This window comes from Streptomyces sp. NPDC107581, from assembly GCF_055657175.1.
Genome location: NZ_JBVKBH010000004.1, coordinates 646,569 through 670,307, shown reverse-complemented (window position 1 = coordinate 670,307; position 23,739 = coordinate 646,569). Strand labels below are relative to the sequence as shown.

At 71.8% G+C, this 23,739-nt stretch carries 26 protein-coding genes; 16 read left to right on the top strand and 10 right to left on the bottom strand.

Annotated elements, in window-relative coordinates; all coding sequences use genetic code 11:
* The first annotated feature begins 14 nt into the window (after positions 1-14).
* Positions 15-1,376, top strand: coding sequence for a diaminopimelate decarboxylase (lysA, locus tag ACZ7P3_RS13260; protein ID WP_472081062.1), 1,362 nt, complete (start codon positions 15-17; stop codon positions 1,374-1,376).
* Positions 1,377-1,654: 278 nt separating this feature from the next.
* Here lysA and ACZ7P3_RS13255 read toward each other — a convergent pair whose 3' ends face one another.
* Positions 1,655-1,861, bottom strand: coding sequence for a DUF5999 family protein (locus ACZ7P3_RS13255; RefSeq protein WP_116152356.1), 207 nt, complete (start codon positions 1,859-1,861; stop codon positions 1,655-1,657).
* A 357-nt stretch (positions 1,862-2,218) separates the two neighbouring features.
* On the bottom strand, positions 2,219-2,803 hold the full coding sequence (locus ACZ7P3_RS13250) for a hypothetical protein (RefSeq protein ID WP_472081011.1): 585 nt from the start codon (positions 2,801-2,803) through the stop codon (positions 2,219-2,221).
* A 566-nt stretch (positions 2,804-3,369) separates the two neighbouring features.
* On the opposite strand from ACZ7P3_RS13250, the gene ACZ7P3_RS13245 reads away from it, so the two are divergent.
* Together ACZ7P3_RS13245 and ACZ7P3_RS13240 are read left to right on the top strand one after the other, a co-directional pair.
* Positions 3,370-4,887, top strand: coding sequence for a glutamate-cysteine ligase family protein (locus ACZ7P3_RS13245; protein ID WP_472081010.1), 1,518 nt, complete (start codon positions 3,370-3,372; stop codon positions 4,885-4,887).
* A 162-nt stretch (positions 4,888-5,049) separates the two neighbouring features.
* A complete protein-coding gene (locus ACZ7P3_RS13240) occupies positions 5,050-5,844 on the top strand; it encodes a CPBP family intramembrane glutamic endopeptidase (RefSeq protein ID WP_472081009.1) in 795 nt (264 codons plus the stop codon).
* A gap of 15 nt (positions 5,845-5,859) precedes the next feature.
* Here the strand turns inward: ACZ7P3_RS13240 and ACZ7P3_RS13235 are convergent, their stop codons facing one another.
* Positions 5,860-6,672 (bottom strand): PhzF family phenazine biosynthesis protein, encoded by an 813-nt coding sequence (locus tag ACZ7P3_RS13235; protein WP_472081008.1) that lies wholly within the window; start codon positions 6,670-6,672, stop codon positions 5,860-5,862.
* Between the two features lie 44 nt (positions 6,673-6,716).
* Positions 6,717-7,163, bottom strand: a complete 447-nt coding sequence (locus ACZ7P3_RS13230; protein ID WP_472081007.1) for a hypothetical protein — start codon at positions 7,161-7,163, stop codon at positions 6,717-6,719.
* Positions 7,164-7,252: 89 nt separating this feature from the next.
* Between ACZ7P3_RS13230 and ACZ7P3_RS13225 the strand changes: the two genes are divergently transcribed.
* Both ACZ7P3_RS13225 and ACZ7P3_RS13220 read left to right on the top strand, forming a co-directional pair.
* The gene (locus tag ACZ7P3_RS13225; protein ID WP_472081006.1) at positions 7,253-7,663 is read left to right on the top strand and encodes a MerR family transcriptional regulator; all 411 of its coding nucleotides are present in this window, start codon (positions 7,253-7,255) and stop codon (positions 7,661-7,663) included.
* A gap of 230 nt (positions 7,664-7,893) precedes the next feature.
* Complete coding sequence (locus tag ACZ7P3_RS13220) at positions 7,894-8,616, top strand: dienelactone hydrolase family protein (RefSeq protein WP_472081005.1); 723 nt, start codon at positions 7,894-7,896, stop codon at positions 8,614-8,616.
* A gap of 363 nt (positions 8,617-8,979) precedes the next feature.
* Here the strand turns inward: ACZ7P3_RS13220 and ACZ7P3_RS13215 are convergent, their stop codons facing one another.
* Complete coding sequence (locus ACZ7P3_RS13215; protein WP_472081004.1) at positions 8,980-9,138, bottom strand: hypothetical protein; 159 nt, start codon at positions 9,136-9,138, stop codon at positions 8,980-8,982.
* A 357-nt stretch (positions 9,139-9,495) separates the two neighbouring features.
* Here ACZ7P3_RS13215 and ACZ7P3_RS13210 point away from each other — a divergent pair, with 357 nt between their 5' ends.
* Complete coding sequence (locus tag ACZ7P3_RS13210; RefSeq protein WP_472081061.1) at positions 9,496-10,131, top strand: PadR family transcriptional regulator; 636 nt, start codon at positions 9,496-9,498, stop codon at positions 10,129-10,131.
* Between the two features lie 130 nt (positions 10,132-10,261).
* Here ACZ7P3_RS13210 and ACZ7P3_RS13205 read toward each other — a convergent pair whose 3' ends face one another.
* The gene (locus tag ACZ7P3_RS13205; RefSeq protein ID WP_472081003.1) at positions 10,262-10,690 is read right to left on the bottom strand and encodes a type II toxin-antitoxin system Rv0910 family toxin; all 429 of its coding nucleotides are present in this window, start codon (positions 10,688-10,690) and stop codon (positions 10,262-10,264) included.
* A gap of 301 nt (positions 10,691-10,991) precedes the next feature.
* Here ACZ7P3_RS13205 and ACZ7P3_RS13200 point away from each other — a divergent pair, with 301 nt between their 5' ends.
* Both ACZ7P3_RS13200 and ACZ7P3_RS13195 read left to right on the top strand, forming a co-directional pair.
* Positions 10,992-11,570: a peptidase gene (locus ACZ7P3_RS13200; RefSeq protein WP_472081002.1), complete on the top strand. Its 579-nt coding sequence runs from the start codon at positions 10,992-10,994 to the stop codon at positions 11,568-11,570.
* 84 nt (positions 11,571-11,654) lie between these two features.
* On the top strand, positions 11,655-12,659 hold the full coding sequence (locus tag ACZ7P3_RS13195) for an EamA family transporter (RefSeq protein ID WP_472081001.1): 1,005 nt from the start codon (positions 11,655-11,657) through the stop codon (positions 12,657-12,659).
* Between the two features lie 253 nt (positions 12,660-12,912).
* On the opposite strand, the gene ACZ7P3_RS13190 is transcribed toward ACZ7P3_RS13195, so the two are convergent.
* Entirely contained in the window at positions 12,913-13,593 is a 681-nt protein-coding gene (locus tag ACZ7P3_RS13190) for a pyridoxamine 5'-phosphate oxidase family protein (RefSeq protein WP_472081000.1), read from the bottom strand.
* 35 nt (positions 13,594-13,628) lie between these two features.
* Here ACZ7P3_RS13190 and ACZ7P3_RS13185 point away from each other — a divergent pair, with 35 nt between their 5' ends.
* Entirely contained in the window at positions 13,629-14,960 is a 1,332-nt protein-coding gene (locus ACZ7P3_RS13185) for an aminotransferase class I/II-fold pyridoxal phosphate-dependent enzyme (RefSeq protein ID WP_472080999.1), read from the top strand.
* Here the strand turns inward: ACZ7P3_RS13185 and ACZ7P3_RS13180 are convergent.
* Positions 14,944-15,939, bottom strand: a complete 996-nt coding sequence (locus tag ACZ7P3_RS13180) for a DMT family transporter (RefSeq protein ID WP_472080998.1) — start codon at positions 15,937-15,939, stop codon at positions 14,944-14,946. The two genes, ACZ7P3_RS13185 and ACZ7P3_RS13180, sit on opposite strands and share 17 nt — an antisense overlap.
* Positions 15,940-16,013: 74 nt before the next feature.
* Here ACZ7P3_RS13180 and ACZ7P3_RS13175 point away from each other — a divergent pair, with 74 nt between their 5' ends.
* Positions 16,014-16,916 (top strand): LysR family transcriptional regulator, encoded by a 903-nt coding sequence (locus ACZ7P3_RS13175; RefSeq protein WP_472080997.1) that lies wholly within the window; start codon positions 16,014-16,016, stop codon positions 16,914-16,916.
* Between the two features lie 3 nt (positions 16,917-16,919).
* Here ACZ7P3_RS13175 and ACZ7P3_RS13170 read toward each other — a convergent pair whose 3' ends face one another.
* On the bottom strand, positions 16,920-17,387 hold the full coding sequence (locus ACZ7P3_RS13170; RefSeq protein WP_472080996.1) for a pyridoxamine 5'-phosphate oxidase family protein: 468 nt from the start codon (positions 17,385-17,387) through the stop codon (positions 16,920-16,922).
* A 163-nt stretch (positions 17,388-17,550) separates the two neighbouring features.
* On the opposite strand from ACZ7P3_RS13170, the gene ACZ7P3_RS13165 reads away from it, so the two are divergent.
* A complete protein-coding gene (locus ACZ7P3_RS13165; protein WP_472080995.1) occupies positions 17,551-18,195 on the top strand; it encodes a cysteine hydrolase family protein in 645 nt (214 codons plus the stop codon).
* A 5-nt stretch (positions 18,196-18,200) separates the two neighbouring features.
* On the opposite strand, the gene ACZ7P3_RS13160 is transcribed toward ACZ7P3_RS13165, so the two are convergent.
* The gene (locus ACZ7P3_RS13160) at positions 18,201-18,713 is read right to left on the bottom strand and encodes a Rieske (2Fe-2S) protein (protein ID WP_472080994.1); all 513 of its coding nucleotides are present in this window, start codon (positions 18,711-18,713) and stop codon (positions 18,201-18,203) included.
* Between the two features lie 335 nt (positions 18,714-19,048).
* On the opposite strand from ACZ7P3_RS13160, the gene ACZ7P3_RS13155 reads away from it, so the two are divergent.
* The 5 genes from ACZ7P3_RS13155 (at position 19,049) to ACZ7P3_RS13135 (ending at position 23,726) form a co-directional block, all read left to right on the top strand.
* Positions 19,049-19,813, top strand: a complete 765-nt coding sequence (locus ACZ7P3_RS13155; RefSeq protein ID WP_472080993.1) for a HipA family kinase — start codon at positions 19,049-19,051, stop codon at positions 19,811-19,813.
* Entirely contained in the window at positions 19,810-20,259 is a 450-nt protein-coding gene (locus tag ACZ7P3_RS13150) for a DUF3037 domain-containing protein (RefSeq protein ID WP_472080992.1), read from the top strand. The genes ACZ7P3_RS13155 and ACZ7P3_RS13150 overlap by 4 nt, the downstream gene beginning before the upstream one ends.
* Before the next feature lie 125 nt (positions 20,260-20,384).
* Positions 20,385-21,146 carry a 3-oxoacyl-ACP reductase FabG gene (gene fabG, locus ACZ7P3_RS13145; RefSeq protein WP_472080991.1) on the top strand — a complete coding sequence of 254 codons (762 nt, stop codon included), beginning with the start codon at positions 20,385-20,387 and terminating at the stop codon, positions 21,144-21,146.
* Between the two features lie 36 nt (positions 21,147-21,182).
* Entirely contained in the window at positions 21,183-21,947 is a 765-nt protein-coding gene (locus ACZ7P3_RS13140) for an SDR family oxidoreductase (RefSeq protein WP_472080990.1), read from the top strand.
* 201 nt (positions 21,948-22,148) lie between these two features.
* Positions 22,149-23,726, top strand: a complete 1,578-nt coding sequence (locus ACZ7P3_RS13135; RefSeq protein ID WP_472080989.1) for an ABC transporter substrate-binding protein — start codon at positions 22,149-22,151, stop codon at positions 23,724-23,726.
* Positions 23,727-23,739 lie beyond the last annotated feature (13 nt).

Here is a 23,739-nt window from a genome sequence, read left to right as displayed (position 1 = left end):
TCTCCACGGAATCAATGGTTCCCACCACACCCGGGGTCTCTACGGCATCAGTGGCCCCCACCGCACCCGCGGACCATGCACCCGCGGACCTCTCCGTCTGGCCCGCCTCCACCACCGAGCCCCGGCCGGGCGGTCCGGCCGTCGGCGGTGTGTCGCTGGCGGAGGTCGCGGACCGCTTCGGCACTCCTGTCTACGTCCTCGACGAGAGCGAGGTGCGCGAGCGCTGCCGCGCCTACCGGCAGGCCTTCCCCGACGCCGAGATCGTGTACGCGGCCAAGGCGTTCCTGTGCCGGGCCATGGTCCGCTGGACGGCCGAGGAGGGCCTGGGCCTGGACGTCTGCTCGGCCGGTGAGCTGGAGCTGGCGGTCGGTGCCGGTTTCCCGGCCGAGCGGATCGTGCTGCACGGCAACGCCAAGTCACCGCACGATCTGGAGACCGCGCTGCGCCTCGGCGTGGGCCGGATCGTGATCGACAGCCCCTCGGAGATCGCGCGGCTGGCCGCCGCCCTCGGGCCCGACGGCCGGCAGCGGGTGCTGGTCCGGGTGGTGCCCGGGGTCGGCGCGGGCGCGCACGAGAAGATCCGGACCGGCACCGAGGACCAGAAGTTCGGCCTCTCCGTCTCCGACGGCCACGCCCAGCACGCCATCGCCCGCATCCTCGACCAGCCGCAGCTCCGGCTCACCGGACTGCACTGCCACTTGGGCTCGCAGATCACCAGCGTGAAGCCGTACGTCACCGCCGTGCGCCGCATGGTGGGCCTCATGGCCCGGGTACGCGACCAGCACGGCCTCGCGCTGCCCGAACTCGACCTCGGCGGCGGTCACGGCATCGCCTACCGCCCCGGCGAACCGGCCCTCACCCCCGCCGCCCTGGCCCGCAGGGTCCGCGCCGAACTCATCGCGGCCTGCACGGCCGCGGAACTCCCGCTGCCCCGCCTGATCATCGAACCCGGCCGGGCGATCGCCGGGCCCGCGGGTGTCGCCGTCTACCGCGTGCTGGCCGTCAAACGCACCGGCACCCGCACCTTCGTGGCCGTCGACGGCGGCATGAGCGACAACCCACGGCCCGCCCTGTACGGCGTACGGTACGCGCCGCGCCTCATCGGCCGGCCCGCCGCCGAGCCCCTGACCCCGGTGACCGTCGTGGGCCGGCACTGCGAGGCCGGTGACGTCCTGGCCGAGGCCGAACTCCCCGGCGACCTACGCCCGGGGGACCTGCTCGCCGTTCCCGTGGCCGGGGCCTATCAGCTCTCCATGGCCTCCGCCTACAACCTGGTCGGCCGCCCGCCCGTGGTCGCCGTGCACGCCGGTCGGGCCCGGCTGCTGGTCCGCCGGGAGTCCCTGGCCGACCTGCGCGGCCGGGACGTGGGTCTCTGACGCTCCGCCGCACCCCGACCCCCGGGCGGGCCGGCCTTCCTTCCCTCGCCGGCCGGCCCGTCCGGGCCCTGTCCCGTACGCGCGGCTGTCCGGCTTCAAGTCCGCCGACCACCTCTCCCACCACCGGTCGTCTCTCCCCCCGCGGGAGGCGCTGCGGCAGCGCTCGGCTACGGGGCGTAGCCGAGCCCGGACACGCGTCGGGGCCGGTGCGCACCGTGTGTGTGCGGCCGGCCCCTCGGATCACCGGACGGAGCGGCGGTCCGCCCGGGTGTGACGGCTCAGGCGGCGGTCATCACATGGTCCGCACCGAGTGGGCGGTGCGGGGCGATGACCCGGCCGTCGGGCAGAAGCTCACCGGTGTCCTCGAAGAGCAGGACGCCGTTGCACAGCAGACTCCATCCCTGCTCCGGGTGGTGCGCCACGAGACGGGCGGACTCCCGGTCGGCGGACTCGGCTGGCGGACACGGCGGCTGGTGCTGGCACATGGGTGGGATCTTTCGCTCTGTTGTGGTCATGTCCGTCCCCCGTGGTCATTGGTCGGTCGGAACCAGTGTTGTCCTCTGGGCGTCATTCCGCAGGGATTTCGCAGCACCGCTTCTCACAGGTTCATGACGCGTCACCCGCGCGGACGGTTCATTTCAACTGCACTGTCCCTTTGGGTGGTTCGGAGTAGCCGATTAGGGCTAGTCCGAGTGGAAGGGATCCACTATCAGCTCGTAGGAGCGGGCAATTGCTCGTACGAGCGGAATCCGCCCGGGAAAGCGGGCGCACGGGAATGGGCCGTACCGGAAAACAGTCGTACCCCGCTGTCCCTGAGGGCAGCGGGGTACGCGGGCGTCGGTTCAGGCGGGCGAGCCGAGCAGCGGGACGGGAGTCGCCCGCAGGGTCAGCACCGGCAGCAGCTCGGCGACCCGGTGCGGCCGGTGCGCCGAGATGCCGGGCGGTGCCGGAGCCAGCGGGACGAGCAGGTCGGTGGCGGCCGGGTGGCCCTCGGCGCCGTCGGCGGCGGTGTCACCGTGCAGCCACAGGGTGAGCATGTAGAGGCCGGGCACGGACAGCAACCGCGGCTGGTACGGCTGTTGCAGGGCCTCGGCCTGCTGCAGGGCGCGCTCGGTGGAGGCGATGTAGGGGCCCTCGAAGAAATGCGAGAAGGCCCATCCGTCCGGGGTGAGCATGGTGTCGGCCGCGGCCACGGCGCGGTCCCCGCTGCGGATCAGGAAGCGCCAGCCCGCCAGCCGCGTCGCGGACAGGCCCTGCGCGGTGATCCGGTCCAGCACGTGCACGGGAAGCGGGAGTTCGGGTGTCGCTGGCCCCTGGGTGACGCGCAGGGACGGGGTTCGGGCCTCGCGGACCGCGGTGGGGGAACCGAGGGCCGTGAGGACGGAGCGCAGTGCGGGCGCGGGGGCAGGGGGCACGTGCAGCGGCATGGTGGGTCGCCTCTCGTTCGACAGGCGCGGCGGCGCGAGGAGGGTGGGGCGGACGACGCTGTCTGCTCACGGGGGTGGCCAGAGAAGTGGGGGCCCGGGTCGGTGAAAGAGGGCTGAGCCCTGCCGTCCGTCACCTTGACGGCAGGAACACGGCAGGAACCAAGACTGCGGGCGCCAACCTTCTGCCTTGTACGCGAAGTTTATACGACGGGTGTTCAGACCTTGTTTCATCTATCCGATGCCGGTGACCCGGTCAAGGCGTCATTCAGCCGCTGATTCGCGGTGAACATCCCGATTTCCCGTGCGGGTGGACGCCGCTGACCTCGCAATATGCCGCCGCCGCGGTCGGCCGATTGTCGTCGGCGTTTTTCACGAGGCTCTCGGGGCATATGAACGTGCATGGTGCGGCATGCCCCGTGAATGTGCCGCGGGGAACATTCCGACAGACTAGCGGGTGCCGGGTCCGCGCGGGACGTTATCGATCGCATTCACTGGGCATCATCCCACCTGACCCGGGACCCCGGCGGCCGGATCTGCGGCGCGCCCATCCGAGGAGGGACACTTCGATGGGGGAGAAGGTCGTGGCAGGGCGGTTCGATCTGTCCGATCGCCAGCGCTACCGCGAAAAGCTCCAGAAGTGCCTGGCGGGACTGGAGCGACTGCTGGTCGAGAAGCGGTTCGATCGCCCGAAGAACCTCATGGGGGTGGAGATCGAATTGAATCTCGCCGGCCCCGACGGTATGCCGAAAATGTTGAACGGGCAGGTGCTGGAGCGCATCGCGAGCCGCGATTTCCAAACAGAACTCGCCATGTTCAACCTGGAAGTGAACATAGCCCCACACCGGTTGGGCGGCCGCGTATTCGACCGGCTCGCCGAGGAGCTGCGGACCTCCCTGGCGTACGCCGACCGGAAAGCCGGCGAGGTGGACGCCGGGATCGTGATGATCGGCATTCTGCCCACGCTCGACCGCGATGACCTGGTCTCCGCCAATCTCTCCGAGGCGGACCGCTACACCCTGCTCAACGACCAGATCGTGGCCGCCCGCGGCGAGGACTTCCGCCTCGACATCGAGGGGGTGGAGCACCTGGTCTGCACCTCCAAGTCGATCGTGCCCGAAGCCGCCTGCACCTCCGTGCAACTGCACCTCCAGGTCACCCCGGCCCGCTTCGCCGACGTGTGGAACGCGGCGCAGGTGGCCTGCGCCGCGCAGATCGCCGTCGGCGCCAACTCGCCCTTCCTGTTCGGACACGAGCTGTGGCGCGAGTCCCGGCCGCCGCTGTTCCTGCAGGCCACCGACACCCGGCCGCCGGAACTCCAGGCCCAGGGGGTGAGACCGCGCATCTGGTTCGGCGAGCGCTGGGTCTCCTCCGCGCACGACCTGTTCGAGGAGAACGTGCGGTTCTTCCCGCCCCTGCTGCCGATCTGCGACGAGGAGGACCCGCTGGAGGTACTCGATGCCGGTGGCATACCGAGGCTCGCCGAACTCGTCCTGCACAACGGCACGGTGTACCGCTGGAACCGGCCCGTCTACGACATCGCGGACGGTGTCCCGCACCTGCGCGTGGAGAACCGGGTGCTGCCGGCCGGCCCGACCATCATCGACGTCATCGCCAACGCGGCCTTCTACTACGGACTGGTCCGCGCCCTCGCCGAGGAGGCGCGCCCGGTGTGGACCCGGCTGCCGTTCGCCGCGGCCGAGGCCAACTTCGACGCGGCCTGCCGGCACGGCATCGACGCGCGGTTCCTCTGGCCACGACGGGGACGCTACGGCGGCACCGGCGAGGTCGACGCGGTCACCCTGGTCCGCGACGAACTGCTGCCGCTGGCCTCGGCGGGCCTGGACGCGTGGGGCGTGGAGGCCGCCGACCGGGACCTCTACCTGGGCGTCATCGAGGAACGCTGCCGGCGCCGGGTCAACGGGGCGTCCTGGCAGGCGGCCACCTTCCACCGGGCCCTGGAGCAGGGGCTGAGCCGCCCGGCGGCCCTGGCGGCGACGACCCGGCGCTATGCGGAGCTGATGCACATGGGCGAGCCCGTGCACACCTGGCCGGTCGGCCTGCCCGAGCCGGTGCCGCTCGGCTGAGACCCCGCCGACGGCAGGCCGGTCACCGGGCCGAAGAGCGCACCGGACCGTTCGCGGCCGGTCTCCCGGCGGCCCGGTGCGCGATGGTCCGAGGTGCTTCTGCGATCCTTGCGGACGAAGGTACGCAGGGGGCCGGTGAGCTGCCTGTCGGTCGGAGCGCAGGTGGAGGCTGACCCGGTGGCCGGTGCTTATCCGCAGGAGCGGTTCCCGCGGCGGATCCTGCGGGACGAGACGTTGCTCGTCCTGGGGCTCTCGCTCGGGGCGAGCGGGGTGTCCGCACTGATCAGCTTCATCGGGTCGGTCACCAAACCGGGCGGGCTCAAGGACCAGGCGGCCACCCTGAACGCCTCGGCCGCGCCCGGCCGCCCCTGGCTCGACCTCGCCTGGCAGCTGTTCGGCATCGCCTCCGCGCTGGTCCCCGTGGCGCTGGTCGCCCACCTGCTGCTGCGCGAGGGCGGGAGCCTGCGGACGCTGGGCTTCGACCGCACCCGCCCCTGGTTCGACCTCGGCCGCGGGGCGGGGATCGCGGCCGTGATCGGCAGCACCGGCATCGCCTTCTACCTCGCCGCCCGCGGCCTCGGCTTCAACCTCACGGTGGTGCCCGAGGCGCTGCCCGACGTGTGGTGGAAGTACCCCGTGCTGATCCTGTCCGCGCTGCAGAACGCGATCCTCGAAGAGGTCATCGTCGTCGGCTATCTGCTGCGCAGGCTGGGCCAGTTGGGCTGGACCCCGGGGACCGCACTGGTGGCAAGTGCGGTCCTGCGCGGCTCGTACCACCTCTACCAGGGCGTCGGCGGCTTCCTCGGCAACATGGTCATGGGCGTGGTCTTCGTCTGGCTCTACCGACGCTGGGGCCGGGTCGGCCCCCTGGTCGTCGCGCACTCCCTGCTCGACATCGGAGCGTTCGTCGGCTACGCCCTGCTCGCGGGCAAGGTGGGCTGGCTGCCGACGGCCTGAGACCGGCCCGTCCGCTCAGGCGAGCAGCTCGCCCTCGACGACGGTGACCGCGCGGCCGGTGAGCAGCGTGCGCTCGCCGCGCAGACCGGTGCGGACCAGCCCGGTGCGGCGGGAGGCCTGCAGACCGGTGAGGTCGTCCCGGCCGAGGCGGGCCGACCAGTGCGGGGCGAGCGCCGTGTGGGCGCTGCCGGTGACCGGGTCCTCGTCGATGCCGACGTTCGGGAAGAAGCAGCGGGAGACGTAGTCGTAGCCGAGCGAGGGGTCCTCGGCACGGGCGGTGGCGATGATGCCGCGCGAGGAGTGGGCGCCGAGCGCCTTGTGGTCGGGGGCGAGCCCGAGCACCGTCCGCTCGTCGGCCAGCTCCACCAGCAGATCGCCGACCTGGGGGCCCGTGTCGTAGGCGACGACCGGTTCGGCGCCCAGCGCCCTGCCGACCCCGGCCGGGATCCCGACCTCGGTGAGCGGCGCCGTCGGGAAGTCCAGGGTGATCCAGCCGTCGGCGCCGGGCGTGGCCACGAGCACACCGCTGCGGGTGGCGAACCGCACCGGGCCCTCATGGACACCGGTGGTGCGCAGGACATGCGCCGTGGCCAGCGTGGCGTGCCCGCACATCGCGACCTCGGTGACGGGCGTGAACCAGCGCAGCGCCCAGTCCGCCGCGCCGCCCGCGGGCAGGCGGTGCGCGAACGCCGTCTCGGCGTGGTTGACCTCCAGGGCGACGTTCTGGAGCCAGTCGTCGTCCGGGAAGACGTCGTCCAGGAGCAGGACCCCGGCCGGGTTGCCGGCGAAGGGGCGGTCGGTGAAGGCGTCGACGATTCGGATACGCATGGCGCCGACGCTAGGGCCGCGACGCGCCGTGGACCAAGGCCAATTCACGAGTCATGGACCGTTTTCCGGGCGACGGCCCGGCCCGCCGTGACCCACGGGACGAACTGGGCCACACCGAACGCCGCCTCCACGACGAGGAACGGCCACAGCACATGCGGACCGCCGTGCGCCAGGGCGTACGCCTGCCACAGGGTGAAGAGCGTGCGGGCCGCCGCGTCGAGCAGGCCGTGCAGCGGGAGCGGCCGGACGATGCGCAGCACGGCCCAGACGACCACGACCGAGCCCAGCAGGTTGGCGTACAGGGTCTGCATCGCATCGAGCGCGGGCATCGGCCCGAGCCCGGCCGCATCCCCCGTCGCCGACAGCGCACGGTGCACCAGCCGGTACGTCCACGGTGTCGCGAAACCGGCCGTGACGACGAGGTCGTACCAGGCACTGGCCCTGACGAGGCGCACATAGGCGGGGCGGGAAGGGGCGGGGGAGAGCTGCACCGAAGACTCCTTGAGTGGGTTCGAACCGGCGCGGATCACGCTAAACAGCGGAGTACGCTCCAAGGTCAAGTCCAGTGGGCGGGGGAGTCATGCGCATCGGAGAGCTGGCGGGGCGAGCGGGGCTGTCCAAGGACACCGTTCGCTTCTACGAGCGGATCGGGCTGATCGAGGGCCGGCGGCTGGCCAACGGCTACCGCGACTTCCCGCCCGAGACGCTGGACTGGTTGCACTACGTCCGCACCGCACAGCAGCTCGGCTTCACGCTTGCGGAGATCGCCCGGCACGGCGCGGACCTGCGCGACGCCCCCGACAACGCCGAGGCGCTGTCCGCGCTGCTCGCGGACAAGATCCGGATCATCGACGAGCGCATGGCCGGCCTGGCGCACCTGCGCGCCGACCTCGCCTCCCGCGTCGGCACGGGCTGCCCGCTGCGGCCGGCCGACGCGGCCGGTTCCGAACGGACATCACGCCTGGGGTCGTCGGCCACGACTGAGGGTTGAGCGGGATCGTGGACAGCTTCGAGATCGGTGAGAACTCGGGGCCACGGAGCCTCCGTAAAAGCCGTTGGCGGACCGCGGCGGCCACTGCTAGCGTTCCGGAGGCCGTGCGAGAGAACGAGGAGGTGGTACCCGTGACTGCAGTATCGACATGGGTGCTCCCCTCCGGGGTCACGGTCGGGCGGTAGGTCGTCCGGGAGCGCCGCTCAAGAGCACTCCCGAAAGGCACGACCATGCACTTCAGTTCCGAGCAGCGCCTCGACGACGGCGTCCTCGAACGCGAATTCACCATCGGCGAGATCCCCGGCACCCTGTGGATTCCTGAATCCGCCGCACCGGCCCCGCTGATCCTGACCGGCCACAACGGCGGCTTGCACAGGCGGGAACCCCGGCTGGTGGCCCGGGCCCGGCAATCCGCGGCGTACGGCTACGCGGTGGCCGCCATCGACGCCCCCGGGCACGGGGACCGGCCCCGTTCCGCCGTCGATGAGCAGGCCCGCACCGATCTCCGCCGGGCGATGCAGGCCGGTGAGCCGGTCGACGAGATCTTCGAATCCTTCATCGGCCCGCTGGTCGAAAAGACGGTCCCGGAATGGCAGAACACCCTGGACGCGCTCCTGTCGCTGCCCGAGATCGGCGGTCCGGTGGGGTACTCGGGGTGGACCGCCGTCGGCATTCGGCTGGCGGTGGTCGAGCCGCGCATCGCGGCCGCCGGCTTCTTCGCCGGGGGCTACGTGCCCCGCGCCCAGCGCGAGGAGGCCCAACAGGTCACCATTCCACTGCTGTTCCTGCTGCAGTGGGACGACGAAGGGAACCCCCGGCAGCGGGCCCTGGACCTGTTCGACGCCTTCGGCACCAAGGAGAAGACGCTGCACGCCAATACGGGCGGGCACGCCGGCACCCCGTGGTTCGAGGTGGACGACGGGAACCGGTTCTTCGGCCGGCACCTGAAGTGAGGCCGGGCCGTCGGGCCGGCAGCAGTCGGTAGGCCGGCGTCGGCCAGTACGCCGCTCATCGAGGACAGGTCCCGGCCTCCTCGATGGCGGTGTCCGGCAGATGCACGCCGCCCCCGATCGCCGCGGTACCGGCCATCGGCGGTACCTCGGCGATCGGGGGCGGCGCGAGGGCGTGGACGCCTGAGTCCGGTGTCAGACGCCTCGATTGGATGACAGGGCGAGGGAACGGGCTCCACCGTGCTTCCGTGTCGGCTTCACCGGGCCGACGCGGGGGCGGGATGGTTTCGCGGGGGAAACACGCGTCGTAGACCCTCCGGCCTCGGCGGAAGGGGCGAACTTGCGGGTGGACGACCATCGTGAGCGTCAGGCCGGGAGAGGGGGTTGCCCGGTGCCGTCGATGAGGGTGCGGCGTCCAGTGCCGAGCAGATGGAACGGGTCGGCGTTCTGCCACAGCCGGGTGTAGCGGGGAACCTCGCGATCCTGGACGTCGGCGGCACCCGCCTCTTCACCGCCACCGGTCAAATCTCCTCGGCAACAAGTCCGGGGCATGCCGACGCTCCCGCTCACCGTCATGCCAGTGCGGCCAGAACGGCCGCGAGCCGATCCCACCACGTCGGGGCGCGTGTACCGCATCCACGTACGACAACTCGATGCACAGCCCTGCCTGATCCACCCCGTTGGGTACGGCCGTCCAGCATCCCCAGCAGCGCGCCTGGGCTCACTGGGACGGCATCTGGATCGACTCGGTTGAGCGAGCGAGGACAACATCCGCCCCCGGGAAGAGGCTTGTCATGCGATCGGTTCCGATATATCGTTGAGGCATCGCGTAAGGAACGCGATTGATACGTGACTGATCAACGATGGAATGGGGTGATCGCGATGCGCACCCACGGATTCGAGCGTGGACATCGTGAAGGCGGCCCGGGCCGGCGTGGCCGGGGCGGATTCGGCGGGTTCGACGGGCAGCGGGCCGCCTTCGGGCCCTTCGGCCCGGGTGGCCCCGGTTTCGGGCCCGGCGGGCCCGGTTTCGGACCGGGACCCTGGGGGCCGCGAGGGCGCGGAGGCCCGAGGGGGCGGGCGCGGCGCGGCGATGTGCGCGCCTCGATCCTGGCCCTGCTCAAGGACCGGCCGATGCACGGCTACGAGATGATCCAGGAGATCGCCGAGCGCAGTGGCGGCGCCTGGAAGCCGAGCCCCGGCTCGGTCTACCCCACCCTCCAGCTGCTGGAGGACGAGGGCATGATCACCAGTGAGAGCGAGGGCGGCAAGAAGCTGTTCTCCCTGACCGAGAGCGGCCGCAGCGCGGCCGGGGAGGGGCCGGACGCCCCCTGGGAGGAGGCCTCGCGCGGGGTCGACTTCGAGGCCCTCGGTGAGATCCGCCAGGCGGGCTTCGGCCTGATGGAGGCCTTCGGGCAGGTCTGGAAGACCGGTACGAAGGAGCAGCGCGAGAAGGCGCTGGCCGTCATCAACGACGCCCGCAAGAAGCTGTACCTCATCCTGGCCGACGAGCACTGACGAGCGGCAGCGGCAGCGGTACGGCGGTCGAGGCGCCCTGCGGAGTCCTCCGCGGGGCGCCTTCCCGTGTCGGTTCCCGTGTCGGTTTTTGTGTCTACGTCTACGTCCGTGTCCGTGTCCGTGTCCGGGCTCAGGTCACCAGGCCGTCCAGCTTGCGCAGCGACTCGTTTAGGGCGGCCGTCGCCGAGTCCTTGAGCTTGCCCGCCATCAGCGACACCGCGGCCCCCGTGAACTCGCCGTCGATGCGGACCGTCGTCGCGTCGCCGTCGGGAGTGAGTGTGTAGCGGGTGGCGACGGTCACCGCCATCGGGCCCTTTCCGCGGATGGCGAAGACCCTGGCCGGTTCCAGCTCCTCGATGGACCAGTCGACCTCCGCCGGGAAGCCCATCAGCTTCATGTTCTCCTGGAACGTCCCGCCCACCGCCAGGGTCTCGGGGCCGCCCTTGGGGAAGCTGGTGTGGGTGGCGTTCCACTCGCCGTACGCCGACCAGTCGGTGAGCTGGGCCCACACCTTCTCGGCCGGCGCCTGGATGCGTGCCTCCGCGCTGACTTCGGCCATGTGACCACCCCTTCGTGTCCGGCTACGGTGTCGCGGAACGTAGCCGCAGGGCCTCGAACATTCAATACTGATGAACCGTCAGGAAATGTGTCGACGGCCGGCGGGCCACCGCTTGGCGCGCGGCCGCCCTCCATGGCCCCTCAGAGGTGCCTGGCAAGACGGCGCGCGCCCTTTGGCCGGAATCGGCCTGATCTCCTCCGCAAGGATGAGATCCCGGTGGGTGATGTCCACTCTGCGTGGGACGCGCACATGGTTCCCCCCGTGGATGACTCGGCCCCTTGAGGCTGATGGGGTAGGGGATGTGCAACGCCGTCCAACCCGCCAGTCCGCCCAAGACCTGGGCGGTCCGCGCCCGCACGACGCTGCCGGGCTCGGTGCCGAGCTGGCGGCGGTGGTCGCCCGTGCCCGCCGCCGGGCGGTGCGGGACGGGGACCGGCAGATCGACACCGCCCATCTGCTCCACTCGCTGCTGGAGTCCGACCCCGAGGTCCGCGCCGCCGTCGGTGACGCTCCCCAGCTCGCCCGGCTGCTCGGCTATCTCGTGCAGCGCAGCATCGGCTACGGGCTGCGCTGGCAGAGCACCGTGGAGGACTCCGGCGTGATCGCCGTCGTACCCGACCCCGCGTTGTACGGCGGTGAAGCCAGGGACGCGGGGTGCTGGTCGCCCGCCGCTGCCGCCGCCATGGAGGACGCCCGCCGGCGCGCCGCGGAACGCGACGAGGTCCGTGCCCGTGGCACCGACCTGCTCGCCGCGCTCGTCGTGGACCCGGGGTCCCGGGCCGCCGAGGTCCTCGAACGCGCCGGCATCCCCGTCCACGGGCTGCGCACCCGGATTGAGGCCGGTGCCGGGGAGCCCGCCGACGGCGGGGCTGCCTGCTGAAACCGGGCGTCACGCAACCGCTCCCGTCCAGCCCGTGAGACAGGTGTCAAAGGGGATGACGCTCATGTCGTCCCCTGTCATCATGTGCCGGTGCATATGTCTGAGAGCAGTCAGGGCAGCCACGGCAAGGGCGTCGGGCTCGGTCTCGCGCTCACTTCGGCGCTGGCCTTCGGCGGGTCCGGAGTCGCCGCCAAGCCGCTGATCGAGGCCGGCCTCGACCCGCTCCACGTGGTGTGGCTGCGCGTGGCGGGCGCCGCCGCGGTCATGCTGCCGCTCGCCGTGCGGCACCGCGCCCTGGTGCGCCGTCGCCCGGCGCTGCTCGCCGGGTTCGGGCTGCTCGCCGTCGCCGGCGTCCAGGCCTGCTACTTCGCCGCGCTCTCGCGCATCCCGGTCGGCGTGGCGCTGCTGGTCGAGTACCTCGCGCCCGCGCTCGTGCTCGGCTGGGTGCGGTTCGTGCAGCGGCGGCCGGTGACGCGTGCGGCGGCGCTCGGAGTGGTGCTCGCGGCCGGCGGGCTCGCCTGTGTGGTGGAGGTGTGGGCAGGGCTGAGCTTCGACGTGCTCGGCCTGCTGCTGGCGCTCGGTGCCGCCTGCTGCCAGGTCGGCTACTTCGTCCTGTCCGACCAGGGCAGCGAGGCGGGCGACGAGGCGCCGGACCCGCTCGGCGTGATCGCCTACGGCCTGCTCGTCGGCGCGGCCGTGCTCACCGCCGTGGCCCGCCCCTGGACCATGCACTGGTCGGTGCTGGCCGGCTCCGTGGACATGAACGGCACCGCCGTCCCGGCCGCCGCCCTGCTGGCCTGGATCGTGCTGGTCGCCACGGTGATCGCGTACATCACCGGTGTGTCGTCCGTGCGGCGGCTGTCCCCGCAGGTCGCGGGTGTCGTCGCCTGCCTGGAGGCGGTCATCGCGACCGTCCTGGCCTGGGTGCTGCTCGGCGAGCACCTGTCCGCTCCGCAGATCCTCGGCGGTGCGGTCGTCCTCGTCGGCGCGTTCATCGCCCAGTCCTCCGCGCCCGCCAAGGGCTCGGCCGAGCCGGTGGCGGCGGGCGGCCCGGAGCGTGAGCTGTCCGCCCGGGGCACCGCTGCCTAGGACGCCGGTGATGCCGGTGATGCCGGTGATGTCGGTCATGCCGATCACGCCGGTCATGCCGTCGGGCGTACTTCTCCTTCCGGTCCCGGCCGCCTGAGGCGGCTCTGCGGGAGGAACGCGCCCGTCCGGCCGGCGGGCGCGCACCACGCCCCGGCGCACCACGCCCCGGCGCACCACGCCCCGGCGGGCCCCGCGTCGAGCGAGGCCCGCGGGTGCCGGGAGCCGGTCCCGGTGTGACGCCTCGGCCCTAGGGTCACCGTGCCGTCAGGTAGTCCGGGAGGCCGATGCCGGGCGCCAGGTCGGCGTTGCCGACGGGGGTGTCGTAGCCCTTGCGGAGCGGGACGACCCCGGCCCAGTGCGGCAGGGCGAGGTCCTCGGGCTCGTCGTTCGCGCCGCCGGTGCGCACCTTGGCGGAGACCTCGTCGAGGTCGAGGCGGATGACCGCGGTGGCGGCCAGTTCCTTCTTGTTCGCGGGCCGGGAGTCGGCGGCCCGGCCCGGTACGACATGGTCCACCAGGGCGTCCAGGGCCAGCCGCCGCTCCTCGGGGTCCGTGACCTGGCGGGCGACGCCGTGCACCACCACGGAGCGGTAGTTGATCGAGTGGTGGAAGGCGGAGCGGGCCAGCACCAGCCCGTCGACATGGGTGACCGTCAGACACACCGCGAGACCGGGGTCCTGCTCGCCGGTCATCCGCAGTGGGCGCGAGCCGGTGGAGCCGTGGACGTAGAGCCGGTCGCCGACCCGGCCGTACAGCGTCGGCAGTACCACCGGGGCGCCGTCGCGGACGAAACCGAGGTGGCAGACGTAGCCCTCGTCGAGTATCGCGTGCACCAGCTCCCGGTCGTACGAGGCCCGGTCGGCGGAGCGCGTGGGCACGGTGCGGTCGGTCGGGGTGTAAGCGGCGGGCGGCGGTGTCTCCTGGGTCCCCTGCATGGCGTTCTCCATTGCACTAGTGCATAATTGATTTTGTGCTAGGAGACTATCCGATCCAGGGAAGCGGTGCAGCCGAGATTGCGGCCAGCATCGAGCGCGCGGTCGGCGGCGGTGAGCTGGCGCCGGGCCAACCACTGCCCCCCATGCGGGAGTTGGCGGCGCGGCTCGGAGTGAACCCGAACACGGTCGCGGCCGCCTACCGCACCCTGCGCCAGCGCGGGGTGATCGAGACCGCCGGGCGGCGGGGCAGCCGGGTGCGGCCCAAGCCGGCCACCACGGGCCGCGAGGAGATCCGGGTGGACGTGCCGGAGGGCGTGCGGGACGTGGCCGACGGCAATCCGGACCCCGCGCTGCTGCCACGGCTGGCGGAGGCGTTCGCGGCGGCCGCCGCGCAGAGCGACCGGGAACCCGTGCTGTACGGGGCCGACCCCGTGGAGCCGGACCTGGAGCGTCTCGCCCGCGCGGCCCTGGACGACGACGGAGTGCCCGACGGACCCGTCGCCGTGGCCTCCGGCTCCCTGGACGCCGTCGAGCGGGTCCTCATGGCGCACCTCAAGCCGGGCGACCCGGTGGCGGTGGAGGACCCCGGCTGGGGCAGCCTCCTGGACCTGGTCCCGGCGCTCGGGCTGCGCACGGTGCCCGTCGGCGTCGACGACGAGGGACCGCGTCCCGACGAAGTCCGTCGCGCGCTGGAGTCCGGTGTCCGTGCGGTGATCGTCACGGACCGGGCGCAGAACCCGACCGGCGCCGCGCTGACCGCCGGCCGCGCGCGTGCGCTGCGGTCGGTGCTCCGGGAGTACCCCGAGACGCTGCTGATCGAGGACGACCACGGCCATGGCATCGTCGACGTGCCGCTGCACCCCCTGGCCGGGGCCACCCGTCACTGGGTGTTCGTCCGTTCCGTCGCCAAGCCCTGGGGTCCGGATCTGCGGCTGGCGGTGTTCACCGGGGACGCCGTCACCGTCGACCGGGTGCGGGGGCGGCAGCGGCTGGGCCCCGGCTGGGTCAGCCGGCTTCTGCAGCGGGCCGTGGTGCGGCTGTGGAGCGACGGCGCGGTGGACACCCGTGAGGTGGCGGCCTCGTACGGCAGCCGCCGGGACGCCTTGATCGGGGCGCTGTCCGAGCGCGGGGTGACGGCCCACGGGCGCAGCGGCCTGAACGTATGGGTACCGGTCCCCGACGAGACGGGCGCGGTGGCCCGGCTCCTGCACGCGGGCTGGGCGGTCTCCCCGGGCGCCCGGTTCCGTCTGAACGCCGCGCCGGGGATCCGCATCACGGTCTCGACACTCCGCCCGGAGGAGACCGGACCCCTGGCGGCGGCGGTGGCGGCGGCGGTGGGCCCGGTACCGGTCAGGACCTATGTGTAGCGAGGTCCCGCTGGTCGGAGCCGGCCTGATCCGCCGGTCGGGTCCGGGTGCCCCGCCGCATCTGAGTCAGCGCGGCTCCGGCGAGGACGATCACCGCCCCCACCGGCGTGGTCCAGCGCAGCGACTCCCCGAGGATCGCCACTCCCGCGGCCGTGGCGATGACCGGAATGAAGTACGTGACCATCTGCGCCGTGGTGGGCCCCACTTCGGCGACCAGCCCGTACTGGAGGAGCACGGCCAGCCCCGTCCCCAGGGCGCCCAGGGCGGCGATCGCCAGCAGCGGGACGGGGGAGAAGTGTGCCGGAACGCCGGTGAACAGGGGTGTCACCACGGCCAGTTGCAGCGTGGCCAGCAGCAGCTGCGCCCCCGTCATCGACAGGTGCGAGCTCCCCGTACCCGCCAGCGTCCGCCGCACGTAGATCCATCCGATCGGATAGCTCAGCGAGGCCAGCAGCGCCATGGCCGTACCCGTGGCGTCCATGCCGTGGAAGCCCTGCCATGCCCCCAGCACGGTCAGCACCCCGAGGAATCCCACGCCGAGGCCGGCGAAGCGCACCCGCGTCGGCCGGTCCTCGGAGAGCGCGACCAGGGACAGCACCATGCCCCACAGCGGCGAGGTGGCGTTGCAGATGCCGGCCAGTGTGGACGGGATGGTCAGCTCCGAGTAGGCGAAGAGGGAGAACGGCAGGGCGTTCAGGAAGAACGCGGCGACCGCCAGATGACCCCAGACACGCGCACCGCGCGGCAGCCGCTCCCGCTTCACGGCCATCGCCGCCGCGAGCACCGCCGTACCGAAGACCAGCCGGCCCAGGGTGACCTGGAAGGGCGCGTAGCCCTCCGTGCCGACCTTGATCAGCAGGAAGCTGAAGCCCCAGATCAGGGAGAGGGCGCCGAAGCGCAGCCGCCAGTCGAGGCGGGAACGAGGAGGAGCCGGGGCTTGGGCGGGGGACCGGGTTGCGGCTGCGGTGACCGTGCTCATGACGGCAACGATGCTGGATTCGACCTCGTAGCACAATCGAGATTTCTCACCGGGTATCTCTTAGAATCACTTACATGTTGAACCTCGAGCGCCTGCGCACCCTCGACGCCCTGGCTCGGCACGGCTCGGTCAGCGCCGCCGCCGAGGCGCTGCACGTCACCACGTCCGCGGTCTCCCAGCAGCTGGGCAAGCTGGAGCGGGAGGCCGGCCAGCAGCTGCTGGCCAGGAACGGGCGCGGGGTGCGCCTCACGGACGCAGGGCGGCTGCTGTCCGAGCATGCCGCGCGGATCCTCTCGCAGGTCGAACTCGCCCAGTCGGACCTGGAGGCGCACCGCGGGCAGGTCGTCGGCGAACTGAGGCTGTCCGCGTTCCCGACCGCGGCCCGCGGCCTGTTCCCCATGGCGCTCGGCGTGCTGCGCGCCCAGCACCAGGGGCTGCGCGTGCGCTCCAGCGAGCTGGAGCCGGAGCAGGGCATCGCCGCGGTCGTCCGCGGCGACCTCGACCTCGCGGTCGTCCTCGACTGGTACAACAAGCCGATGCCCGTGCCCGACGGCCTGGTCAAGGCCCCGCTGCTGGACGATCCGGCCGAGGTCGCGCTGCCCGCCGGGCACCGCTTCGCGGACCGCGACGAGGTGGACCTCGCCGAGTTCGCGGAGGACGAGTGGATCACTTGGGGCGAGGGCGAGTTCTGCCACGAGTGGCTGATGTTCACGCTGCGCTCGAAGGGCATCGAACCGATCGTCGGACACCGTGCGGGCGAGACTCACACCCAACTCGGCCTGGTGGCGGCCGGGCTGGGTGTCTGCATCGCTCCGCTGCTGGGCCGCCACCCCGTACCGCCGGGCGTCGTCATGATCCCGCTCAGGCAGCGGGTGCGCCGGCATGTGTACGTCGTCTGGAGGGCGGACGCCGACCGCAGGCCCTCGATCCGCGCGGCGGTCGAGGCGCTGAGGGCGGCGGCCCGCCAGCTCGGCTGACCGCTACGCCCCCAGCTTGCGGAAGTCCCAGGAGACGATCTTCTCCGGGGTCAGCCGGGCCCAGGCGTGCCGGCCGTCGTGCGGCATCTCGTCCAGACCGAAGTTCTTGCGCGCGAACAGCGTTTCGGCCGTGTCGAGTTCGGCGCACAGCTCCCCGGTCCGCGGCGCCTCGCCCACGAACTCCACCCGCCCGGACAGCTCGACGCCCCGCAACTCGTCGTACTCCTCGCCCGAGTCGACCACCACCGCCACCCGCGGATCGCGGCGCAGCTGGGTCCAGCGCCTGCTGCGCACCACGGAGTACAGCCACAGCGCGGTGCCGTCCCAGGCGAACCACAGCGCGCTCACATGCGGCGTGCCGTCCGCCGAGACGGTCGCGACCCGGCAGGTGCGCTGGCTGGTCAGGAATGCGTCCAGCTCACCGGGTGTCATCATGATCTTCCGGCCCCGGCGCTGCTGAGTGACGGTCATACGGCCCCCTCTTCTCTCACGTCGTGCCAGAGGAATGTCCCTGCTCGGCTGATCCTCTGACATCACGTCAGAAAAGGGAATGGCCCGTCCGCCTGCTCGTCTTCCCCTCCCGCCCCGGGATGGTTACTCTCGCCGCCCCACACCTCGGCGAAAGGGGGGCGTCATGCCGTCGTACGAACGGCTGGGCGACCTGCTCGATCCCGCGAGCACGGTCCTGCTGACCGTGGAGTGCCAGCAAGGGGTGGTCGGCCCGGACAGCGCGCTGCCCGAACTCGCCCGCGAGGCCCGCTCCTGCGGTGCGCTGCACAACGTGGCCCGCCTGGTGGGCGCCGCGCACGACATCGGAGTGCAGGTGATCCACGCCGTCGCCGAGCGCCGCCCGGACGGCCGCGGCGCCGGCCGCAACGCCCGCCTCTTCCGCGCCGCCGAACGGCTCCCCGTCCAGCAGCTGACCGGCACCCTCGCGGTGCGGATCGCACCCCCGATCGAGGTCACCGAGGAGGACTTCGTCGTACGACGGCTGCACGGCCTGTCCCCGGTCCAGGGGACCGAGGTCGACGCCCTGCTGCGCAACCTGGGCTGCCGCACCCTGATCGTCACCGGCGTCTCCGCCAATGTGGCGATTCCGAACGCGGTGTTCGACGCCGTCAACCGCGGCTACACCGCCGTCGTCCCGGCCGACGCCATCGCGGGCGTGCCCGCCGACTACACGCCCGCGATGATCCGCAACACCCTCGCACTGGTCGCGACCGTCACGAGCACGGACGAGGTGCTGGGCTGCTTCGGACGGCCGCGCCGGCAGAGGTGACGCGTTCAGGCCAGTTTGATCTGGTCGCCGGAGACGGTGATCTTCGCGGCGGGCAGCGCCTGGGTCGCGGGACCCTGCTTCACACTGCCGTCCTCGGCCGAGAAATGGCTGTTGTGACACGGGCAGACGATCACGCCGCCCGCGACGCTGCCCACCGCGCAGCCCTGGTGGGTGCACTTCGAGGAGAACGCCTTGTACGTGCCCGCCGTGGGCTGGGTGACCACCACACCCTGGTCCTTGAAGATCTTGCCGCCCCCCTCGGGGATGTCCGAGGTCTTGGCGAGGGCCGTGCCGCCGGCCGAGCCGCCCGCGGCCGAGGAGCCGCTGCCCTGCGAGGACCCGCCGGCCCCCGTGGACCCGGTCGTACCGGAGGAGCCGGACCCGGTGTTGACGGTGTCCGACGAGCCGTCCCCCGAACCGCAGGCGGTCAGCGCGGCGGCGAGCCCGGCCGCTCCGGCCGCCGCCATGACGGTACGACGGGCCGGTCCCGCTTCGGGCTTGGGCGTTGCGCTGGTCATGTGAAGGGTTCCCTTCCGCGAAGCTGTTCGTGATCCGTCCAGGGGTACGGCGTTGGGGCACCACCTGTTCAGACGGGCACCCAGATCCTTGCCGGGCGGGCATGAGAGGGTCGTGAGCCACGCCTGTCGGGAAGCTGTGGGCCGGGCCCGGTCACCCCTTCGGCAACCTCCGGCCCGCTGCTTCGGCAACGTCCGGCCCGCCGCTCCGGCCACCTCCGGCCCGCTGCCCCGGCCACGTCCGGCCCGCTGCCCTGGCAACGTCCGGCCCGCTGCCCTGGCAACGTCCGGCCCGCAGCCCCGGCAATCTCCGCCTCGCCGCCCAGTAACCTGGGGCGATGCTCAAGGAAGTCACCGCGACCCGGTACATCACGCCCCTGCGTGAGGGCGGCTCGCTGCCGGGACTCGTCGAGGCCGACGACTTCGGGACCTACGTCATGAAGTTCACCGGCGCCGGACAGGGCCGCAAGACCCTCGTCGCCGAGGTCGTCTGCGGCGAACTCGCCCGCAGGCTCGGATTCCGGATGCCCCGTCTGGTCACCGTCGAGCTGCACGCGGTCCTCGGACTCGGCGAGCCCGAGCCGCAGGTGCAGGAGCTGCTCCGGTCCAGCGGCGGCACCAACCTCGGCATGGACTTCCTCTCCGGCGCCCTCGGCTACGACCCTCTCGCCTTCGCGGTGAGCCCCGAGGAGGCGGGGCGGATCGTCTGGTTCGACGCGCTGATCAACAACGTCGACCGGTCCTGGCGCAACCCCAACCTCCTGGTGCACCGCGGCGAGCTGTGGCTCATCGACCACGGCGCCACGATGATCTGGCACCACAACTGGCCCTCCGCCGAAGCCTCCGCGGCCCGCCCCTACGACGCCTCCGAGCACGCTCTCGCCCGGTTCGCCCCTGACGTGACCGCGGCCGCGGCCGCGCTCGCCCCGCGGGTCACCGAGGACCTGCTCGCGGAGGTCACCGCCGAGATCCCCGACGCCTGGCTGGCCGACGAGCCCGGCTTCGGCACCCCCGACGACCTGCGCCGGGCCTACGCGCGGCCGCTGCTCGCCCGGGCGGCCGCCATCGCCGAGCGCATCACCGGCCTCGAGGAGGGCAAGTGAGCGAGACCCATGTCCACGTGGCCGGCCATGTGACCGAGCGCCACATCACCCGGGCGGGCCAGGGCGGCGACCGGGACGTGTTCGAGTACGCCCTGCTGCGGGTCGTGCCCCGGGTCGAGCGCGGTGAGTGCATCAACGCGGGCGTCGTCCTCTACTGCCGCGCCCAGGGCTACGTCGGCGCCCGCACCCACCTCGACGAGGCCCGGCTGCTCGCACTCGACCCGGACGCCGATGCGGCCGGGGTGCGGGCCGCGCTCGGCGCGATCGAGCGCCACTGCGGGGGCGGGGAGGAGGCCGGGCAGGCGGCCCGCGACGACGCCGGGCGCCGCTTCCGCTGGCTGATCGCGCCCCGTTCCACCGTCGTCCAGCCCGGTCCGGTGCACACCGGTCTGACCACCGATCCGGCGGCCGAAACGGAGCGTCTGCTCGACCTCCTGGTGAGGTAATGGATCACACCCGCCCGGTGTCCCGTTGACACCGGGTGCCAGGGCTTCTAGCGTCACGTGTGCTGAAGGTACTAAGCGGTCGCTCACCGCGCCGCAGGTTCTCTCAAGGGCGAGGAGAAGCAGCAATGTCCACCACTGAACAGCGGGTCGCGATCGTCACCGGCGCGGCGCGCGGCATCGGCGCGGCCACCGCCGTACGACTGGCGGCCGAGGGTCGCGCGGTCGCCGTGATCGACCTGGACGAGGCCGCCTGCAAGGACACGGTCGAGAAAATCACCGCGGCCGGCGGCACGGCCGTCGCGGTCGGCGCGGACGTCTCCGACGAGGCGCAGGTCGAGGCGGCCGTCGCGCGGATCGTCGCGGAGCTGGGAGCCCCGACGATCCTGGTCAACAACGCGGGCGTGCTGCGCGACAACCTGCTGTTCAAGATGAGTGTCTCGGACTGGGACACCGTCCTGAACGTCCATCTGCGCGGCTCGTTCCTGATGACCAAGGCCGTCCAGAAGCACATGGTCGACGCGGGCTTCGGCCGGGTCGTCAACCTCTCCTCCTCCTCGGCCCTGGGCAACCGCGGCCAGGCGAACTACTCGGCCGCCAAGGCCGGCCTGCAGGGCTTCACCAAGACCCTCGCCATCGAGCTCGGCAAGTTCGGCATCACCGCCAACGCCGTCGCCCCCGGCTTCATCGCCACCGAGATGACCAAGACCACCGCCGACCGCGTCGGCATGGGCTTCGACGACTTCAAGAAGGCCGCCGCCACCCAGATCCCGGTGCAGCGTGTCGGCGAGCCCGCGGACATCGCCAACGCCATCGCCTTCTTCACCGGCGAGGCGGCCGGCTTCGTCTCCGGCCAGGTGCTGTACGTCGCCGGCGGCCCGCTCAACTGAGGCCGCGGAAAGCGGAGAACTCGGAGAAACACGGACATGACTGAACTTCCGGAGCCTTCCGGCAAGGTCGCGCTCGTCACGGGCGCGAGCCGCGGCATCGGCTACGGCGTCGCCGAGGCCCTGGTGGCCCGCGGCGACCGCGTGTGCATCACCGGCCGCAACGAGGACGCCCTGAAGGAGGCCGTCGAGAAGCTCGGCGCCGAGCGGGTCATCGGCGTCGCCGGCAAGGCCCACGACCTCGACCACCAGAGCGAGGTCGTCGAGCGCACCATGGAGGCCTTCGGCCGCGTCGACTTCCTGGTCAACAACGCCGGCACCAACCCGGTCTTCGGGCCCATCGCCGACCTCGACCTGAACGTCGCCCGCAAGGTCTTCGAGACCAATGTGATCTCGGCGCTCGGCTTCGCCCAGAAGACCTGGCACGCCTGGCAGAAGGACAACGGCGGCGCGATCGTCAACATCGCCTCGATCGCGGGCCTCGCACCCTCGCCGTTCATCGGCGCCTACGGTGTCAGCAAGGCCGCGATGATCAACCTGACCCAGCAGCTGGCGCACGAGTTCGCGCCCGGGGTCCGGGTCAACGCGATCGCCCCGGCCGTCGTGAAGACCAAGTTCGCCCAGGCCCTGTACGAGGGCCGGGAGGCGGAGGCGGCCGCCGCCTACCCGCTCGCCCGGCTCGGCGTGCCCGCCGACATCGGCGGGGCGGCCGCGTTCCTCACCTGCGAGCAGTCCGACTGGGTCACCGGTCAGACGCTCGTCGTGGACGGCGGCATCTTCCTCAACGCCGGCGTGGGCGCCTGACCCCGTCGGTCAGGTCGTCTCTTTCGGGCGCCGTTTCCCAGCGGAACGGCGCCCGAAACGCGCCTGACCGTCCGCACAGCGGAATGACAACGTCGTCATAGCGCAATCGATCAAGAAGGCCTGTTCCCGAGGAGGTTCAGGGGCCCGAACGCTGCGGTATGGTCTGCCGACCCTTGGTATGGCAGATCGAGGAGCGTGCGCGTGTTCAAGCGGAACCGATTCCTGCGGAAAGTCGCGGCGATCGCGTCCATATCCCTGGTGGCCGGCTGCGGTCTGCTGTCCGACGGCGGTTCCGGCGACAAGGGGCCGATCGTCGTGGGCACCACCAGCGCGCCCAGCACACTGGATCCGGCCGGCGCCTGGGACGGCTCCTGGGAGCTGTTCCGCAACATCTACCAGACGCTCCTCGCCTATCCGAACGGCGCCACCACCCCCCAGCCCGACGCCGCCGAGAGCTGCGCCTTCACCGACACCACCAGCCGCACCTACCGCTGCAAGCTGCGCGCGGGCATGAAGTTCGCCGACGGCGACCCGCTGAACGCCGAGGCCGTCCGGCACTCCATCGACCGCATCCGCACCATCAACGCCCCGAGCGGACCCGCCGGACTGCTCGGCAGCCTGGACCGCGTGGAGGCGGTCGGCGCCCGCGAGGTGATCTTCCACCTCAACCAGCCCGACGCCACCTTCCCGTTCGTGCTGGCCACCCCGGCCATGTCCATCGTCGACCCCGACGACTACCCGGCGAACTCCCTGCGCAAGGACGACAAGGTGTTCGGCTCCGGGCCGTACCGGCTCCAGTCCTACGACGAGGACAAGCAGGCCGTCCTGGTCCGCAACGACCACTACGAGGGGTTCGCCCAGCGGCAGAACGACGCGGTGACCATCCGCTACTTCCAGGACTCGTCCAGCATGGTCAAGGCGCTGCGCGACAAGAGGATCGACGTCACCTACCGCGGCCTGGGAGCCGACGACATCCTCGCCCTGCAGCGGCACGGCAACTCCGACCTGCAGCTGGTGGACGGCGCGGGCACGGACATCAGCTACCTGGTGTTCAACCCCAAGGACCCGTGGGCCAAGCAGCCCGCCGTCCGCAAGGCCGTCGCCCAGGTCGTCGACCGGGGCGCGATCGCGCACAAGGTCTACAAGGACACCGTGGACCCGCTGTACTCCATGGTTCCCAAGGGCCTCACCGGCCACACCACCTCGTTCTTCGACGACTTCGGCGAACCGAGCGTCCCCAAGGCCCGCAAGATCCTCACCGACGCGGGCATCACCAAGCCCGTGCCGCTCACCTTCTGGTACACCACCGACCGCTACGGCTCCGAGACGGCCCTGATGTTCCGCGAGCTGAAGGATCAGCTGGAGAACTCCGGCCTGTTCACGATCACCCTCAAGAGCCGCCCCTGGAAGAGCTACGTGGTCGGCTACCAGAAGGGCGAGTACCCGGTGTTCGGCCGCGGCTGGTTCCCGGACTTCCCCGACGCGGACAACTTCATCGCCCCGTTCGTCGGCGAGCACAACGCGCTCGGCACGCCGTACCCGTCCAAGGAGATCACCACGGTGCTGCTGCCCCGCTCGCGCGGCCAGAGCGACCGGGCCAAGGTGGTCAAGGACCTGGAGTCGGCCCAGCAGATCCTGGTGAACGACGCCCGGCTGCTCCCGCTCTGGCAGGGCAGGCAGTTCGTGGCGGCCAGCGAGGACATCTCGGGCGGCGAGCAGGCCCTGGACCCGTCGACGATCATGATGATGTGGGAGCTGCACCGCAAGACCAGTTGGTGAGACGGGATCGCGG